Source organism: Enterococcus sp. DIV1682a (assembly GCF_051711005.1).
GTDB classification, from domain to species: Bacteria; Bacillota; Bacilli; order Lactobacillales; family Enterococcaceae; genus Enterococcus_B; species Enterococcus_B hirae.
In genome coordinates, this window is the sequence record NZ_JBIOLT010000001.1 from 2,560,165 (window position 1) to 2,578,710 (window position 18,546).

The window sequence follows — 18,546 nt, forward strand, 5'->3', positions numbered from 1 at the left end:
AAAACACCTAGTGATCTCACTAGATGTTAACGAATCTTTCAGTTTTTTGTCCTAGTACGAATATTTATGTTACGCAATTTTTTTCGAAACGAAACATTTGCCGATCAAGAAACGAATAAAAACAAAAAGATAGCTTCCTAGACTGACAATAAAAGCAAGAATCATTGTAAAGGGATACTTAGAAGAAACTTCAATTACCGTTGTTCCTGCTTTTCCTTCAAATGTTGCTAATCCTTCATTGTTTTCAATCTTGGTATTTTGCCCATTCACTTTTGCTGTAGTTCCCCAATAATCAAACACGGGTAACGTGATTTTTTTATCTTTAGCACCTTTGACTGTATAGACTATTTTGGAATCAGAAGCTTTATATGCTGCTGTTTGCCATTCATTGTCTACTCTTATTTCATGCTTTTGCAAATGCTCCTTATATTTCATGGCTTCTAATGGTGCATAGTCAAGGACCCCTCCAACACCTACAGTGATGTAACTACCTAGAGTGTCTTTGTTCACCTCTAAATGGTCACCTAGTGTTGGCACTTTGTGATTATAATTGGCTTTAGTGGCTGCCGAAACAACAAACATAAAACAAACAATCGCTGCAATACTAAGTATTCTTTTTTTCTGACCAAATATCATCCTATTAAAAACAATGGATAAAATTAATGAGCCAAAAAGTACCTGAAACCCTAATATCCGCCAAGGAAATTGAAGCAATCGAACGGGTGTATTTTGCAATAGTGCCCATGGGACCAGCTTAGTTGATAATAACCAGGTAGCTACTGCAATCAGGTAAATCACTTTTTCCTTGCTCGTTAGCTTTTTAAAATACACAAGCGGAAGAATCAAAGAAACAATCCCGATAATCCCGATTGTAAAGGAGGCCAAATCATTATTCATGGCTCCAATCAAACTATCAGATACATTGATCGCTTGATTTTGCAGATCTGTTTTTCCTGGCTGATTGATGGATTGATACATGGTTTGCTTGAACATAGGATACCAAAAATAGGCTGTTAAAAGAATCGTCATTCCCACAGCTTTTGACATCTCCAACACCAAGCGAATGGTTTCTTCCTTATTTAGTTTATTCACAATCAGTTTGCCTATGATCATCATTCCAATGAAAAACGCACACATGAAAGTAGAGAGAACATGCGTATAAACAAGCAAACTCATACTGATTGCTAACGGGAACGCAGCCGTTGCTTTCTCATAGATCATTTTGTAAGCATAATACAATACTACAGGCATAATCGTCAGTGCAATCGCTTCTGCAATCGCTGAACGATGGTAAATATCAATCGTTCGATAGCTATAAAATGTATACAGACAGCTAAATAAAAAGGCAGCATCTACTCGCTTTAAAAATTTTTGACCATAATAAAACATCAATAGGATGGTACAAACATTCAACACCCATACGTATAAAATATAACTTACGATCAAATTATTGGTAATCCAATAAAAAATTACCGATGGAAAAAGGGTAAAGTAGGGGTAAAAATAGTTCACACCGCTGCCATAACTATTAAAAGTCGTAAAATTGATTGGTCCTGAGAATATAGAGGATAATCCTTTAATTCTGGAAAGATGAAATGCGATATCTCCTGTCGTAGAAATCGTTTGTGCATGCCTAAAATAATTCACAGAATAAAGACCCGCAATAAGTATTAATATAACAAATAAGAGCAATTTTTTCTTTATTTTCATTAGTGACTCCTTTCAAAAAATCATAATAAGTATAACGTAATTATTGGAATTTTTCATAAATTTTTCTGTTTTATTTAGCAAATTATCCTTTCAGAAACAAAAAAAAGACTGAGACATCCATCTCACTCTTTGCTCTGGAAACAGATAAATGGTGTTCAAGCATCAACTCCTTGCAATAAGCCTAAATTTTTCAAAAACACGAGAAGCTGTTTCTAAAATTTTTTTCTTATTATTATCGGAGCTAACCGATGCTTTCACAACCTCTTTTCCAAGGAATTTTCTTTCTAAGTTTGGAAGGACGTCTCCTCTAGCTATTCACAATCCGCTCGAAACCGTTCTTCAATTCATTATTCTCAGTTTCTTTGAAATACAAATAATTGTTTGGGTTTCCTTGATTTTGCTGAGTCACCATTACCTTAGGTTGATTTTGTTGGAAACCAAAGAAATACAAATGAGCTCCAGACGGTTTTGGATGATCGATATCAGAGTAGATCGCCACTAATTCAAATCCCGCTTGTCCTCTGCCATTTTCTGACCATTCTACGGTAACCGGTGTTTGATCAATCACCATAGACCATTGCCCATCAAAAATGTATTGTGGTACTTGCAATCCATAATAATTAGCATTCACATGATCATTGTAGCTTCTATACTGTTGTCCCATTTCCTGACCCCAAGTTGACATAAACGTAGCTAATTCAGTCGCCTTACTCGCATCCCAGCTATTTTTTTCAACTGGCTGACTACTTGGTGTCGCAGACTCAGCCGTTGTAGTGTGAGTTGACTCTGATGTACTCGTCGCCGTGGACTCTGTTTTTACCTTTGTTTCTGACGAGCTGGATGATTCAGTCTTATCAGATTCTTTCGTCGTTGTTGAACCTGTCTTACTTGTTTTTGTAACAATAGTGTCTGTCGATTTACTTGAAACATCTTTTGCCTGATCCGTTCCGCAACCAGCTAGTACAAACAACAACCCCACAGCCAACAATATCCCCTTTTTCATTAATAAAACTCCTCCTTGATTGTTTCACTCATTCTAACAAACCAAACTTGAGATTATGCCGAAAATTTGAAAAATTATTTCTAACCAATCCCTCATCTGCAAACTAGAAAATTGGTTTAACCGTTACGAAATCAGAATCAGATACTCAAAAAAAGTTTTATGTAGATTTCTAAGGAGTAGTTCGCCACAGAAAATACTGATCAACTATAAGGAGACACGGAAAAACGCACCCTCTCATTTATCAATTATGACTAGTATCAAATACATCTAACTCTTTGTTCAGATATTCTCCGTAATTGCTGTGAATATGCAAAACTTAAACCATTAGGCACAAGAGAAACAGCTAAAACAAATAGACTGATACAATTAACAAAAAAATCCTCAACGTCCACCTTGTTTCTAGCGGTATCGTTGAGGAATACGATCATTGGTTGCTATTTCAAAAATGGCTGAAAATGGTGTCTCTAATAGACAATTTATTCACCCATAAAATAAAAGGCAACTCTATAAATTTTCTTTATTCATTTTCACGTTTGTTCTGCACTGCCATTCACTTTAGATCCCTTCATCGGAGGACCATTTTACTTTTTACTAAATTTTTTCTTCTCAGCAAATATCGAATAAAGATAAATAAAAAAGTTCCAACGCTTGTTAGTAATGCAAGAATCATCGTTGGCGGATAGGTAGAGGAAACCTCAATCGTAGTCGTTCCTTCTTTTCCTTTAACCGCTACTAACCCGTCATCATTTTCTATGCTAGTCGTTTGACCATTTACTTTCGCAACGGTTCCCCAATAATCAAACACAGGTAACGTGATTTTTTGCCCTTGCGCATCTTCCACTGTATAAATGATTTTTGAATCATACGCTTTATGAGAACTATTTTTCCATTCATCCCCAACTTTTACTTCATGTTTTTTCAACTGTTTTTTGTATTTCAGTGCATCAGACGGTGCATAATCATAAAGTCCCCCTGTCCCTGAAGTCGTGTAATGCTTAATCTCTTTTTTTGTCATAATCAGACGACCGTTATAGGATTGGATTTTTTGCGTATAATTTATTTTCGTTACTACTGTTAGTGTCAAAAGCAGGAGGACGATTCCGCCAATCCACCATATACTTTTTTTCTGATCTGGTCTGCATTTCAAAAAGACCATCACCAAGATCAATGATCCGAAAAGCACTTGAAACCCTAAGATTCTCCAAGGAAATTGAATCAATTGGATAGGTGTATTTTGAAAAAGAAACCATGGAAAAACATTCGTCGATAAAAACCACGTAGCTACTGCACAAAAATAAATGACTCTTTCTCTTCGTTCAAATCTTTTCAAAAAGAAAAGCGGAAGGACTAATGACACGACACCAATCGTTCCCATTGTAAATGTCGTCAAATCATTAGTCATCGCACCAAACAAACTTTCAAAAATGTTCACTCCCCGCTCCTGAAGGTTTGTGCGGAAAGGACGATTGATGCTTTGATGCAGGACTTGCTGCAGCATTGGGTACCAAACATACGCTGTTAAAAGAATCGTCCAGCCGACAGCTTTTGCCATTCCAACAAACAAGTCCAAAACATTTTCTTTCTTTTTTCGTTTAGCCAAAAGTGAACCGATAAACAAAAGCCCAATAACTATTACGCTCATAAACGTAAAAAGAGCATGCGTATAAATAAGCAAACTCATACTAACAGCTAAAGGAATCACACAATTCTTCTTTTCAAAAAGAAGGCTATACGTGTAGTAGAGGACCACTGGCATAATCGTCAGAGCAATTGATTCTGAAATCGCTGAACGTTGGTAAATATCGATCATTCGATACCCGTAAAAAGTATAGAAACAACTAAATAAAAATGCCGCATCTACACGTTTAAAAAATTTCCGTCCGTAATAGAAGGTGATGAGAATGGCACACACATTCAGTACCCAAACATATAACATATAACTTAAGATCAAATTATGGGTAATCCAGTAAAAGATCACAGCTGGAAATAGGGTTAGATAAGGATAAAAAAAGTTGACCCCACCACCATAACTATTGAATGTAGTAAAATTGATCGGACCCGAAAATACAGAAGCCAATCCTTTGATCCTGGAAAAATGAAAAGCGATATCTCCTGTCGTTGCGATCTTTTCTGTATTATTAAAAAAGATAAAGGAATAAGTGCTTGCAATAGCTATTAGCAGAACAAACAAAATGATTTTTCGATTGAATCTCATAATAATTTTTATTTCTCCTTTCATACGTCACTCTATTTGAAATGACTCAGTGATTATTCATTGGGTGAATCACTCTCATTTTTATCATTTCATATTAAAAGAGCTTGCTAGTTATGTTTATGACATACTTATTTTTCTTAACTAACATGAAATACACTATACCTAATCAGCAAGAAAATATTTTTTCTATTCTCTCACTCATTCATTATTTTTTTCATCTTTTGAATAATGAAAAGGTGTGATTATTTTCAACATATGAGTTAGTTCCCTCAAAATCCATTATTAAACCTTAAGCTATCCATTGACGAATAGATGGTTTCATTATCCCTTCTCCCTTCTAAAGGACTGACAGATTTCAATTTATAACGTATGTGATTTTATCAAAAAACAACTAGTTTTGTCATTTAATAACCTATAACATAGACATGAAAAGGCTTCATCAAGTTGATGATTCAAAATATCGTTATTTTTATTTAAAGATTTATTTGAAACCTCAAGCTTATCCCTAACTCTAAAGCGCTGTTTAAGCAGTAGCCCCTTGAAATAAGCCGAAACCAACAAAAAATAGTCCCCTATCTCTAGATACCCATTGATAGACTTTATCGTGCAAATTTCATTAAGTAACGTACTTTCTTTCAAAAAAACGTAAAAAACATTTATTAAGATGTTGGAATATGAGTAAAAAACCAGGTTAACTCGTACATGAGTTAACCTGGTTTGGTGGGTGGGGTGGTTTCCAAAAATTTATTATTTATGGTAAAACATTGCTTATCATAATAAATGATACTTAATAACTATATCAGTTATTGAGCCTTAAATAATACTTTCTAATTCATTAATAGCAAATACTAAGTCTTTAGCAAATTTATCAGAGTCTACACTTGGGCTTAATTCTTTAAATAAAATCTTCTCTTCATCATATATTATGTTTTCTTTTACTGAGTCAGAAGATTTTGGAAATAACACCCAAACTTCTGTTACCGTGCGAAATCTTGCTATAGCATTTTCTGGATAATTAGATCCTCTAAGTAAAATAGGAGAATCTATGGTATTCTTATAATTTCTGAGTTGCTTTTTCGTTTTGTTAGAAAACTTCTTCTTCCAAATATTTTCAAACGATCTATATTTTGTATCGAAAATCAAACTTCCTAAGTAGATTCCTTTTTTAATAACATCAAGACGTATATCAGGTTTATTACTCGAAGATTTAGTAAATAGTGGATTTTTTAATGTAGGATTCTTTAAACTTCTAGGAATTGGAAAATTATAAAATAAATTCACAACTGTTTTATCCTTCTCAAAGGTAACGCAAGTCTTCTCTTCTAAAAATGGAACTATTGAGTTTGACAAAGCATTTTTTGAAAATATCCATCCATCTTTTGCTTTAAAACCTATTTTTTGTAACATCTCTATTATTTTGATAAATCCCCATATTTCATATAATAAATCAGTTCTTTTCCAATAGTATTGGTATTCATTATTAAGTTCTAATATTTCTTTTCTATTCATTAGTTTTAGATATATTCCGTAAATAGAACGATACCTTAAATCATGCATTATGTTATCAGATATTGGTACATGTTTTAAGGTAGAAACTTCCTGCATCCAATTCAAATTCAAAGTTCTATAAATAATGGTATGAAATTTCTTTAAACCTGTTAATTTATTGTCAATTTCTTCTAAAGATATTTTTCTTTTAACATCACTTATGTTCATATATTTATCATTATCAAACATTTTTTGTAATGCTACCCTATATTTGCCCAAATAAATTTGTGCTTCTTTTACGAAACCATCAAAAAAGTTCAAAGCAAACTTCAACCATCTATTTTCTGGAATATCGTAATTCAAAAAATGTTTCGGAGAATAAGTATAACCTTTTTTTTCAGGAAATCTTCCTAAATTTTTTATAGTTACCATATCTATTTGAGCTTTCGCCCCATTTTCTTTCCATAAATATTTCTTTGCTATTTTATTTCTAGGACGAATTGTAATCTGTTCCAATACACTACTAAATGTTGATAATTCGCTCAAGAGCAAATTTAATTTAATTAAAATATCTTGATCATCATGAAGTAAATCCTCTTGATCATAAATATTTATTTTCCTTTTCCTCAATTCTTTTGCTAAACCAATAATTGTATTTTCTACTTGTTGTTTCATCAATTCCCATTCTGCTATAGTTAAAGATTTAGGGATAATTTTAAACCATGAATAATATGATTTGCTACCCTTGCTAACTTTTATTTCATAATAACCTGGAATAAGAGGTTCCCCAATTTGTTTGTTAATATTATAAAGTGGTATTGGATCACTATTTGGCAAATAGTGAATACTTCCATACTCATCTTCAATATATTTTTCTGATAGTGTTTCTTCGATTCCCTCGATTTCTAAAGTGAAATTTTGGGAACTAAGAAATATTAACTCTAATTGTGTATATTCTTTAATTACGGGTATACTTTTACTATTATTAATATGATTTATATCGTAACATTCAGAAAATAATAGCTTATGTTTAATTTGGCTATTTTCTACTAAAGAAACGCTAAATAGTGTATCCATGCACTTTAAGCTCCTTAGCTTTTTGATAAATTACATTTTTAGATAATTCAAAATTAGAAATTTCTTTATATTTAGTAAATAATTCTAATAATTTGCTATCTATTATATTCTGCTCTCTATCTATCACGCCTATTAAACTTGCAAGTTGATCTTCAGATCCTCTTAACTTGGTTAAAATACGTTGAACTATCTGCATATCAATTGCATCAGCTCTTCTTAAAATATTTTGCTCAGGAATATTACACAAATACCGATTTAATTGGTTTATTATTCTCCAACCAATACCAATGTTCTTATTAACCTCATGGATTTTTTGATGAAGTTCCCATAAAAATTCTAATTCAATATTATTAAGTTTCTTAGATTCATTTTCATTTTTAAAATTCATATACTCTTTATAAGAGATAGGCGATGTTGGTATATTCTCTTTTTTGTTATGTTCCTTATTAGCCAATTCAGTAAATGGTAATATCCTAAGAGAAATAAGATTTGCTCTATCCAGTACTTTATCTGAAAACTGATGTGTAGATTCATCTAAATTTACTGTACCAACAAACATTACATTCGTTCCTACACTTATAGTTGCTGGATACTTTTCTGAATTATAAAATCTAGATGAAAGATCTTCATTATATAAATGTATTTTTCTATTTTCTAAATCATCCATTTCAAGAACTGATAGGAATTGCGAAAAATAATGCTCCACTTTTGCTAAATTCATTTCATCAAAGCAAACTAGATAAAGTTTATCCTTATTATTTTCAGCTTCTATTAAAGTATCAATTAAGCCAGAATCACCAGCTCTATATATTGAATTAATTGTATCTGCGTAGCCTAACAAATCAGAATCATCTTGCCAAAATGGCCTAACCGAAATGAAATTCAATTGTTCTTTACTCAACTGTAAAGCCTTAGCATACGCCTTCACTAGTTTTGATTTTCCGGTTCCACTAAGACCAGATAATATTACTAAACTTCCTATTTTCATAGCAGTATGAAAATTATATAAATCTTTCTCATCATAAAATAATTTAAAATCAGTTCTGGCTACTTCTTTAAAACGATTTATAAATTTCAGTTCATTATCTTCAACAGTATTATTTACAGTATACATATTCTTATTTAAGTTATCCTCTACTTCATTACCTGTAGCTTTAATAGATATTGCATTCGACTCTATTTTTACTTCTTCTAATAGAGAAATGTTATCTTTTTCTAACATTTCTCTAGGAATAAAAACAATATCATCTGTAATATATTCTGAAGACTCCCACGCATCGTTCAATAAATATTTATAATGTTTGTTTAAATCCACTTCATATTTGACTCCATTATAGTTATTAGCTTGTCCAACAATTCCAGAATATAAATATCTTTTTTCTTCATTTTCTTGCCAAATTACAAAATCTGGATAATCTTTATCTTCTTTAGACATTGAGGGGGTTGTTCCAACTAATTTATTTTCTTTAAGCCGTCTCTCAAATTCATGTATATCCATATTTAATCCAAATGAATCATTTCTTTTAAATACTGGTATGGGAACTAATTTACTATTTGGATCAAAATTTTTATTTTGTTTTTGTAATCTTATATTTTTAGCTACTGTATAATAACCTGAAGAAGTTTTTCTTTTTTCAGGTTTAAATAGTATAATCTGACCATCTAAAAAATCAATTAATTTTGTTTCTCTGTATATATTACTCTCAGAATAATTATCTTCGAACCCCCAAGATTTTAAATCACTTTGATATCCTTGCACAGCTACAATATCTTCAGTAACGTTTGCAGGAAAATCAGACAAATATTGAATAGTGAATACTAAATCTCCATTTCTATTAACATGTACTGGACGTAAGTCGTACTCCCCATCTGGAATAGCTTCTGGCGCTAAAATACCTATTAAATCTACATTTAATCTATTATTAATAGTGCTCATTTTATTTCTCAATCTCCTTAATTATCTCTATAAATGAAGAAAACATTTTTTTTGATACTTCTAAATTTGCTCTTTTTATCTCTTTAATAAATGGTCTAGAAAGTAAATATTCTAGTACCCATACTTCTTCGTAATTATTAGAATTTATTTCCATTATCAATTCAGTTAAATCTTCATTCTCATACACAACAAAACGTTTATTATTAATTAGTTTACTATTTTTAGGATTACCTATTAGTAATACCTTATTATTCACGATCTCTTCCATGCTTTTTTCTTTATTATGTTTATTTAGATTACTTATTATAATTTCTAATTCTTTAACAGTTTCATGTAACTTAATGACTTCTAACTTATTTTCCTCTATTCGCTTCTCTAATATTTTTTTATCATCTTCCAACTGTTTATTCTTTTTCAGCTCATAAAAATATTTTTCTTCCAGTTCTTTAATTTTACTATTTAAATTTTTCTCTACATCATTCCAATTAATTTTCTCTTTTTCTAATTTTTTTATTTTACTATTGCTTTTCGTTTCATTATCTTTCATGATTGACAACATTTTTTTCATATTTTCGAATTCCTTTTTGTCAATAAAGGAATTTGAAATCATCTTTTCTTTTTCATTCTTTTCTATTTGATTTTCGTTCTCAATAAAAAAATTTAATGCAACCTCCAATCCAAACTCTTGATAAACTTTAATTAAAAAAAGAGATGTATATTCCGAATAACTCCCCTTAAAAGTATCACTCATATTATTGAATAAATTCCATAAATTTTTATCATCTTTTATTTCTAAATCTAAAGACATTGTATAAACAGATTTATTAATCATTAGTTCATATATGGTGTCAATGTTTTTTTTATTCATTAATGAATTAAGTATAAAATCTCTATTTTTCTCTGTTACCTTTGTAAAACCTGATATTTTTATTCTTTTATTATTTACTAACTTTGATAACTCTAAATTTGACAACCCAGCTAATATTTTTTTTACAAAAACTTCATATTTCGTATTCATTGTCTCACCTTTTTCATAGCTTCTAGAATAATGATCAACACATGGACGTTATAAATAAAATCAACACTCACATTCTTTTTTCTTAAATAATTAAATATTTTACCAATAACGTTCTTCATTTTATCAAAGAACAACTAGTTTGTAATTCTATTTTTAAACTCTCTTTTATATTTACAATGCTAACTGTATTAATTGAATTTAGAATTATCAAAAATATTATAGTGTTTTTATCATTAAATCTCTGAGCACATTTTGACATCACTAATACATATTCCAGTCTTTTCCTGACTATAATATATAAATAAAATTTAATTTATTTTATTTATAAACTAATATAATACTCAATTTTGGGAGATTAAGTTTGAATATTTTCTTTTAGTTTATTAACATATGCATTGTCAAGGGATGCTTCTAGTTCATCTATTAATACTCATGTTTTAGTACAAATCTTTTTTTGTAATAACAATCGTATTTAAATAAGCTTCTCACATATAATAATGCCTTCATTTTGAAGGATATTAGTCTTTTTATCAGAAAAATTTTGAATATGAAAATCAATTTATTTTACCATATCTATTACTTATATACCTTACATCATTCATATAATAGCTTATTCCTTTTTAGAATCTCCTCACTTATAATAAGGCGCTTCATATCATAAGTGAATGATATTTCTAAGGAGTTACACAGAACTTACTATTAATTGGGTCTTCAACAAGCACTGTTGGTGAATTAAAATTGAAATAAATTCAGCAAAAATCAATCTAAACCGAATAAATCAAGATTGATTCTTTTTTTGGATTGATCTTGGAAAACAATGCTCTGAATCAAATAAATACGCTTACACAAATAGAAGGAATTACAGTAATTATAAGTAACTTACTTGATGAAATTTGCGTTAATTTCACTGACCTGAATATATTTGAAAGTAACGTAAATAACTCTAAGCTTGCAATTTTACAAAGATAATGAGACCAAGACTGAGACAAAATTTTTCTTAGTCTCTTCTAATATCATTAAAAACGAATAAACGGTGAGTCAAAAGTAGCATCTTCGGAAATTACTTCTTATTTCTTGATACTAAACACTTTTGGCTCAACCTCCTCTATATACAAATTATTTTTTATCTTTTCGAATTCACTGGCTTTTCCTTTTATATCCTTTAAACTTTTTTCAAGTGATTTCCTGATTTCTTTTACAACCTGATCCCTTCCTTCATTTTCTATCTTTGTATAAAGTTCTTCAATAAATCTAGCATTCACATTGTTAATTTTCCATTCGGCAACATTCCACCATTCCCAATTTTCTTTCTTCTTTTTTACCCCTGTCGTTAACATTAGTTCTTCAACAATTTTTTTATTTTCTTCTGGAATCTTACCAGTAAATACGAGCTTTATCTTTCCGATACTATTTCCTCCTTTATTTAATATTTCGAAAGCATATATTTGGTGGTTATTCCATCCCCCTGGCCAATTCGAAGGTAAATCTGGAAATAAATCAGTGAATTCTGGTGTTTGGAATCTCACTATAGATTTTCCGCTATACTTAGGATCAAAAATTATTTCATTTTCTTTAGCAAGCTGTTCCAAAGCTTCAATGTATAATTCACTCATTAAACTTAAATTATCTGGTATATTTTCAAATATTAGATCCAATGCTTCTTTATGTTGTTGATAAATTTTTCTAACGATTTCTTTGATTTCATTATCCATTCCGACATTTCTCCTTAAAATATCAACATAGTCTTTTATCAAATAATGTACTTTCTTTTCCATACTATTCTTCTGCATTAATTGCTCCAGTATTTCAACGATGTCATTGTAAGTAATTATGCCCCAACTTGGATTTGTTGGTTCAATTCCATCTGGCGTTAAAAAAACAAAAATTTTTTTATAATTAGAATAATTGCGTTCTACGTATCTTTGGTATTTATTAAGTTGTCCTCTAGACTCTGAAGACAGAATTTTATTTTCGATACACACCACTATTCTATTTTTTTCCGATACCAATAAAATATCAATATTATTATTTTCCCTATAAGCAATTAAATCTTCATAGCTATTAAGTAATGCATCAAAATAATTAATAGCGACTTTGTTATCGTCATTAGAATCTATATACCTTTTCAAAAACATTTTAAAAAAATCATCAGATAAATTGTGGGATTCATTTGGAGCAAATAAAAAAGCTAAAAAATTACTATGTCTTATTTCATTTTTAGATAGGTTAAGAATCTGAAATATGTTTGTTTTTCCGGTCCATTTAGATAGACTTTCTTCAATATTATCCATGTCCTCCAATAAATTTTTTAAACACTTTTTCTCATCTATCATATTTTTTCTCCTTACAATTATTCTAACTAAAATTTTACGTATTTGCTTCTATGTCTGCATTATCTTTTTAACAGTATATTTTTCTTTTAGAAATCTCCTCACTTATGATAAGGCGCACCCGCATTGATTCGAAAAGCGCGGTAGATTTGTTCGACGAGGATCAAGCGCATGAGTTGGTGGGGGTAGGTCATTTTACCAAATGAGATTTGGGCGTTGCTGCGTTTCATGACGGCTTCACTTAAGCCGAGTGAGCCACCGATGACAAAAGTGATCTGGCTTTTCCCTTGGATTCCTAGTTGGTCGATTTCTTTGGCGAAAGCTTCACTGGTTGGATTTTTCCCTTCGATTGCTAGTGCGTAGACGTATTCTTGTTCTTTGATTTTGCTCAAGATCCGTTCGCCTTCTTTTTCTTTGACTTGGCGCATTTGAGCTTCACTCAAGTTCTCAGGTGCTTTTTCATCGGGGACTTCGATTCGTTCGATTTTAGCGTATGCTTGCAGCCTTTTGACGTATTCATTGATTCCTTGGATCAAGTATTTCTCTTTTAGTTTACCGACTGAAATGATTTTGATATTCAATTGCTTTACTCCTTCATTTGTCTTCTTCATTGTTCGTTGTTCGTATTTCCTTCTTTTCTATTATAACGAAATGTTTACTAAAAGAAAAAGCGAGTTATTTTTTATTTATTTAAAGATTCCCACATAGTTATACACATCATCCACAGGTTTATCCACAGAAAAGACGATGATTTTGGCTTATTTTATAAGTATTTCTTAAGCAAACGTATGTTTTGCACTAATTTATCCACGTTGTCCACATCTTGTGGATAAAAAAGGGTATTGTTTTTCTGCGAGTTTTCCGCTGATTTCTACACAGGATTTGTGGAAAACTTTTTTCTTGTTTTTTCATCTGAACGCAATGATTTTTCCTAAAGTTTTTCATAAAAAGTTCATAGTCTCCAAGTAGACTAATCTTAACAAATAAGTCTATACTTAGAGATAGAAGAAAATGATAAATGGAGGCAGATCACATGGAGAGAAAAGATGTGACACCAAAAATGAAAAAGAATAATGGAATCTGGCGTAAGCTGGGTCTAGGCTTAGTCGGTGGAATTATTGGGGGCTTGGTAACGGCTGGTATTTTTTATGCTGTCATGGGTTCTGGAAACGCAGCGTCAAATTCGGGTGGTCATCAAAATTCAGCGGGCGAAACTGTCGTTGAGAATGTCAAAGTCAATGTCGATTCAGATATTACGAATGCGGTCGATAAAGTCCAAGATGCGGTGGTATCTGTTATCAATCTTCAAAGCCAAAATCAAGGGACCAACGGCTTCGGTCAACTATTTGGCCAACAACAACAAGAAAGTTCTGATGATAGCAATCTAGAGGCTTCTAGTGAAGGTAGTGGTGTCATCTACAAAAAAAGTGGTAATTCCGCTTATATCGTAACGAATAATCACGTAGTGGAAGGACAACAAGGATTAGAAGTTTTATTAAAAGATGGAACAAAAGTCAAAGCTGAATTAGTCGGGACGGATGCTTATTCTGACTTAGCCGTTTTGAAAATCAGTGCAGATAAAGTGAACAAAGTTGCTTCATTTGGTGACTCTAATTCATTGAAAGTGGGTGAACCGGCGATCGCAATTGGTTCTCCTCTAGGTTCTGAATATGCCAACTCTGTGACTTCGGGGATTATCTCTTCATTGAATCGCCAAGTAACCAGCACGAACGAGTCAAATCAAACGGTCAATATCAATGCGATCCAAACAGATGCTGCGATTAATCCTGGTAATTCTGGTGGTCCATTAGTTAATATTGAAGGTCAAGTGATCGGGATCAATTCAAGTAAAATTGCAAGTACTTCTGCTTCTTCATCAGGTGTAAGCGTGGAAGGAATGGGCTTTGCGATCCCAAGTAACGATGTAGTAAATATTATCAACCAACTTGAAAAAGATGGAAAAGTAACCCGTCCTGCTCTAGGGATCACAATGGTTGACCTTTCAGCCGTTTCAACCCAACAACAAGAACAAATCTTGAAAATTCCTGAGTCTGTGACAAATGGTGTGATTGTTACCAGCGTTCAACCGGCGACACCTGCAGAAAAAGCTGGCTTGAAACAATATGATGTCATTACAAAAATCGATGATACTGATGTTTCTTCTGGTGTAGAATTACAATCTGTCTTGTATCAGAAAAAAGTCGGCGATTCAGTGAAGGTCACTTACTATCGCGGAAAAGAAAAGAAAACAACAACGATTCAATTAACAATTGATCAATCTGCATTAAAACAAAGCCAATCAGAGAACTCTGGTAACTAATAACTAATTTCCTATACAAAAACAGCACGGTTGCTCGGCAACTGTGCTGTTTTTTGCTTATTTTGGAAATGCTTCGCCAATCACTGCATCTTCTGGTAAAACAAGGATCCCTTTTTCTTTGGGTGCATCTGGTAATTGTAATTCTTTCGCCGAACAAATCATTCCGTGACTTTCAACCCCACGTAATGTTCCTGGCCAAATCATCATTCCATCAGGCATCATAGCTCCTGGTTTGGCAACAACGACTTTTTGTCCTGCTTCGATGTTCGGAGCGCCACAAACGATTTGTAAGACTTCCTCTTTTCCTACTTGTGTTTCAGTGATCGATAAGTGATCAGAATCAGGATGTGGTACGCAAGTTTTGACGTAGCCAACAACGATTTTTGGTTCATTTTCTTCTGTTAGAGTTTCTTCAAAACCAGCTTCTTTGATCAAGCGGTTCAACTGTGCAATTTGTTCTTCTGTTAGTTTGACTTGTCCGTTACCTTCGATCGTAAGATGGTCGGAGATATGGAAAAAATTCCAGCCAACGATTTGTCCTGTTTCATCTTTGATCTGAGCAACATTCCATTTACGGATGACCGTATTTTCGGTTCCGTTGTCATTTGAGACGATGACCATCAAGGTATCTCCCACGTGCGCTTTATTATAAGCAAAAATCATGTTTTTTCCTCCATTATCCTTTGCTGACATTTATCTTAACAAAAAAAAAGTTTTTGTGCATGCTTTTTTTCATTCTTCAAAAAAAGTGCGAACAACTATTTTCTTATTTATGGAATTGCAAGAATTTTCAATAGCAACGAGCCTGTGAAAGATATCTTGCCCTTCATTCTAAAAACGAGTAAACAGCATGCAAAAAGTCGCTCTATCAGAAAATTTGCCGGAGAATCCCAAAAATAGGAGGAACTATTTTTGGATTCTCCGGCTTATTTCTCAGAGCTAGGCCTATCACTATCTCTTAGTTAACGTATTTAATTGTCGGTGTTGTTCTCCACTTCATCAAAGACAATCAAGACATCACATGGTGCTCGGCGGATGACATAGCTGGAAACACTACCTGTCATAAATCGTTCAACCGCATTTAATCCTGATTGACCGACCATGATCAAATCGATCGCATATTTTTTTGGTAAGTTGACTGCCATTGATTCTCTAACAGAACCATAAGCGACGATTCCTTCGATTTTTTGATAGTCAACTGTTTTTCCATATGCTTTGCAGTCTTCGATCATTTGTTTCGCTGCTTCTGTTTGTTGGTCAACTAGCGTTTGATCTATTGGGACATAGCCCATGAAATTATAAAATTGTTGGTCGATCACATTTGCTACATAGACGGTTCCATCGTTTCTTCGAGCAACCTCAACTGCTTTTTTAAAGGCAGAAAGTGCTTGCTCACTTCCATCGATCCCGACCAAAATATTTTTATATTCTTGTTCCATCCTGATCCCTCCTAACAAATATCCAGATGTTAGCCGTTCGTCACACGATTTAAAAAATCCTCGATTTCTTGTTTTGTTTTCCGATCTTTATTCACTAGACGACCTAATTCTTTACCGTCTTTGATCACTACAAAACTTGGGATTCCAAAAATGTTCCACTCAGCGGCTACATCTATGTATTTGTCACGATCGACTTCAATAAAACGCCATGCGGCAAAATCATTTTCTATTTCTGGCATTTGAGGCTTGATAAAGCGACAATCGCCACACCAATCTGCGGTAAAGAAAAAGACACTGTTCCCTTTTTCAACGTAACCTGCTAATTCTTCTAAGTTTTCTGGAATAATCATTGCTGTCCCTCTTTTCTTCTTATATTTAAATTATACACCTTTCTTTAAAAGTCACCAACTCCTAACCAGTCCTCACTTTTGTATTCAAAAAATTCAGATGCATCAACCAAAAAAACGATTCACCGATTTCCCCCGTATTTACTGACTGACGACAAAACAAGAAGAGACCGGAACAAAACTTGTCTCAGTCTCTTCTAGTATCTCTAAAAACGTATAAACGGTGTTCAAACATCAGCTCCTTGAAATAAGCCTGAATTTTTCAACACATGAGAAGCTGTTTCAAAAAATTCTTTCTTATTGTCATCAGAGCTACCCGATGTTTTCACGACCTCTGATTCACGGCGTTCAAGAAGCAACTCCTCAACAATAAGCGATGATTTTCTAAAATATGAGGAGCTATTTTAAAAAATCCTCTCTTATTCGCTCGGAGCTAAACGCTTCTTTCACAGCCTCTTCTTAACTATTTATACTATCCTTCGCTTATCTCTGTTCCACGATCCATGGTTCTCGTTTCACTTCGTTTAAAGGATGTATTCTTATTTTCCGTAAACGATCGTATTGACAGTCGATTTGTCTAATCCTTTTAATGTTTGGATCAACATCTCTCTTGCTGCTTCAAAGTCACGAATGCTAAACATTGTTTGATGTGTATGAATGTAGCGTCCTACGACTCCGATCACCGTACTTGGGATTCCTTCGTTTTGTGTATGTGCCGCACCTGCATCTGTGCCGCCTTTTGAGACAAAGTATTGGTAAGGAATGTTGTTTGTTTCAGCCACGTCTAATAAGTATTCACGCAAGCGTGGTAACATGATCAATCCTGGGTCTTGGATACGCATCAAGGTTCCTTCACCTAGATGTCCGAATGTCCCTTTTTTCGTTACCGTATCGTCTGCTGCTGAGCAATCGACTGCAAAGAATAGATCAGGTTTGAATTTGTTGACAGAAGCTTTTGATCCACGTAAGCCAACTTCTTCTTGCACGTTTGCTCCTGCGATCAATGTATGACCTAGTTTTTCATTTTGCAGCGCTTCTAACGCTTCTAACACCATTGTACAACCATAGCGGTTATCCCATGATTTACTGATGATATTTTTGCCATTAGCCGTTTTGATGGTTTCAGCGAATGGTACGATCGTATCGCCTGGCAATACGCCAAAGCTCATTGCTTCTTCACGCGATTCAAAACCAGCATCAAATAAGATATCTGTCACTTCCACTGATTTTTGGCCGCTTGTTCCACGTAATAAATGTGGTGGAACAGAAGAAGAAATACATGGGTAATTTTTGCCAGAAGAAGTCTTCAATGTGTAGCGTTGAGCAGAAACCACATACGGATTCCAGCCACCTAAAGGTACAACTTTGAATAAACCGTTGTCCTGGATTTGGGTTAGCATAAATCCTACTTCATCCATATGAGCCGCAACCATCACACGTGGGGCATCTGCCTCTTCATGTTGGCGTAAGCCAAAGATTCCACCTAAACCATCTAGTTGTAATTCGTCCACTAAGGGTTCCATGTGCGCTTCCATATACGCACGAATGTCTTGTTCAAAACCACTTGTTCCTTGAAGTTCTGTTAACTCTTTGATTCGTTGAAATGTTTTTTCATCCATAATAAAGTTCGCCTAAGATTCAGACTATGCTCCTCTCAAATTTA

13 protein-coding genes are annotated in these 18,546 nt (G+C 33.1%); 1 reads left to right on the plus strand and 12 read right to left on the minus strand.

From position 1 onward, the window contains the following. Positions 1-69: 69 nt before the first annotated feature. The 8 genes from IGJ23_RS11700 to rlmH form a co-directional block, all read right to left on the minus strand. On the minus strand, positions 70-1,710 hold the full coding sequence (locus IGJ23_RS11700) for a hypothetical protein (RefSeq protein ID WP_438774995.1): 1,641 nt from the start codon (positions 1,708-1,710) through the stop codon (positions 70-72). A 307-nt stretch (positions 1,711-2,017) separates the two neighbouring features. Further along, positions 2,018-2,713, minus strand: a complete 696-nt coding sequence (locus tag IGJ23_RS11705) for a DUF4767 domain-containing protein (RefSeq protein ID WP_438774996.1) — start codon at positions 2,711-2,713, stop codon at positions 2,018-2,020. A 565-nt stretch (positions 2,714-3,278) separates the two neighbouring features. Further along, positions 3,279-4,928 (minus strand): hypothetical protein, encoded by a 1,650-nt coding sequence (locus IGJ23_RS11710; RefSeq protein WP_438774997.1) that lies wholly within the window; start codon positions 4,926-4,928, stop codon positions 3,279-3,281. Between the two features lie 813 nt (positions 4,929-5,741). Next, positions 5,742-7,493: a DUF2357 domain-containing protein gene (locus tag IGJ23_RS11715; protein ID WP_438774999.1), complete on the minus strand. Its 1,752-nt coding sequence runs from the start codon at positions 7,491-7,493 to the stop codon at positions 5,742-5,744. Next, the gene (locus IGJ23_RS11720; protein ID WP_438775000.1) at positions 7,477-9,429 is read right to left on the minus strand and encodes an McrB family protein; all 1,953 of its coding nucleotides are present in this window, start codon (positions 9,427-9,429) and stop codon (positions 7,477-7,479) included. Before IGJ23_RS11720 ends, IGJ23_RS11715 begins: the two co-directional genes overlap by 17 nt. A 1-nt stretch (position 9,430) precedes the next feature. Next, positions 9,431-10,447, minus strand: coding sequence for a hypothetical protein (locus IGJ23_RS11725; protein WP_438775001.1), 1,017 nt, complete (start codon positions 10,445-10,447; stop codon positions 9,431-9,433). Between the two features lie 1,067 nt (positions 10,448-11,514). After that, positions 11,515-12,780 carry a PD-(D/E)XK nuclease family protein gene (locus tag IGJ23_RS11730; protein ID WP_438775002.1) on the minus strand — a complete coding sequence of 422 codons (1,266 nt, stop codon included), beginning with the start codon at positions 12,778-12,780 and terminating at the stop codon, positions 11,515-11,517. A 98-nt stretch (positions 12,781-12,878) separates the two neighbouring features. Continuing rightward, the gene (rlmH, locus tag IGJ23_RS11735; protein WP_002317110.1) at positions 12,879-13,358 is read right to left on the minus strand and encodes a 23S rRNA (pseudouridine(1915)-N(3))-methyltransferase RlmH; all 480 of its coding nucleotides are present in this window, start codon (positions 13,356-13,358) and stop codon (positions 12,879-12,881) included. A gap of 452 nt (positions 13,359-13,810) precedes the next feature. Between rlmH and IGJ23_RS11740 the strand changes: the two genes are divergently transcribed. Further along, complete coding sequence (locus tag IGJ23_RS11740) at positions 13,811-15,097, plus strand: S1C family serine protease (RefSeq protein WP_010737045.1); 1,287 nt, start codon at positions 13,811-13,813, stop codon at positions 15,095-15,097. Positions 15,098-15,154: 57 nt separating this feature from the next. On the opposite strand, the gene ytpR is transcribed toward IGJ23_RS11740, so the two are convergent. From ytpR to pepA, 4 genes are all read right to left on the minus strand, one after another. Beyond that, positions 15,155-15,760 (minus strand): YtpR family tRNA-binding protein, encoded by a 606-nt coding sequence (ytpR, locus tag IGJ23_RS11745; protein WP_010737044.1) that lies wholly within the window; start codon positions 15,758-15,760, stop codon positions 15,155-15,157. A 308-nt stretch (positions 15,761-16,068) separates the two neighbouring features. Further along, on the minus strand, positions 16,069-16,536 hold the full coding sequence (locus IGJ23_RS11750; protein WP_438775003.1) for a universal stress protein: 468 nt from the start codon (positions 16,534-16,536) through the stop codon (positions 16,069-16,071). A gap of 29 nt (positions 16,537-16,565) precedes the next feature. Continuing rightward, entirely contained in the window at positions 16,566-16,886 is a 321-nt protein-coding gene (locus tag IGJ23_RS11755) for a thioredoxin family protein (protein WP_002317106.1), read from the minus strand. A 536-nt stretch (positions 16,887-17,422) separates the two neighbouring features. Next, positions 17,423-18,502, minus strand: coding sequence for a glutamyl aminopeptidase (gene pepA / locus IGJ23_RS11760; RefSeq protein ID WP_010720947.1), 1,080 nt, complete (start codon positions 18,500-18,502; stop codon positions 17,423-17,425). Positions 18,503-18,546: the final 44 nt, after the last annotated feature.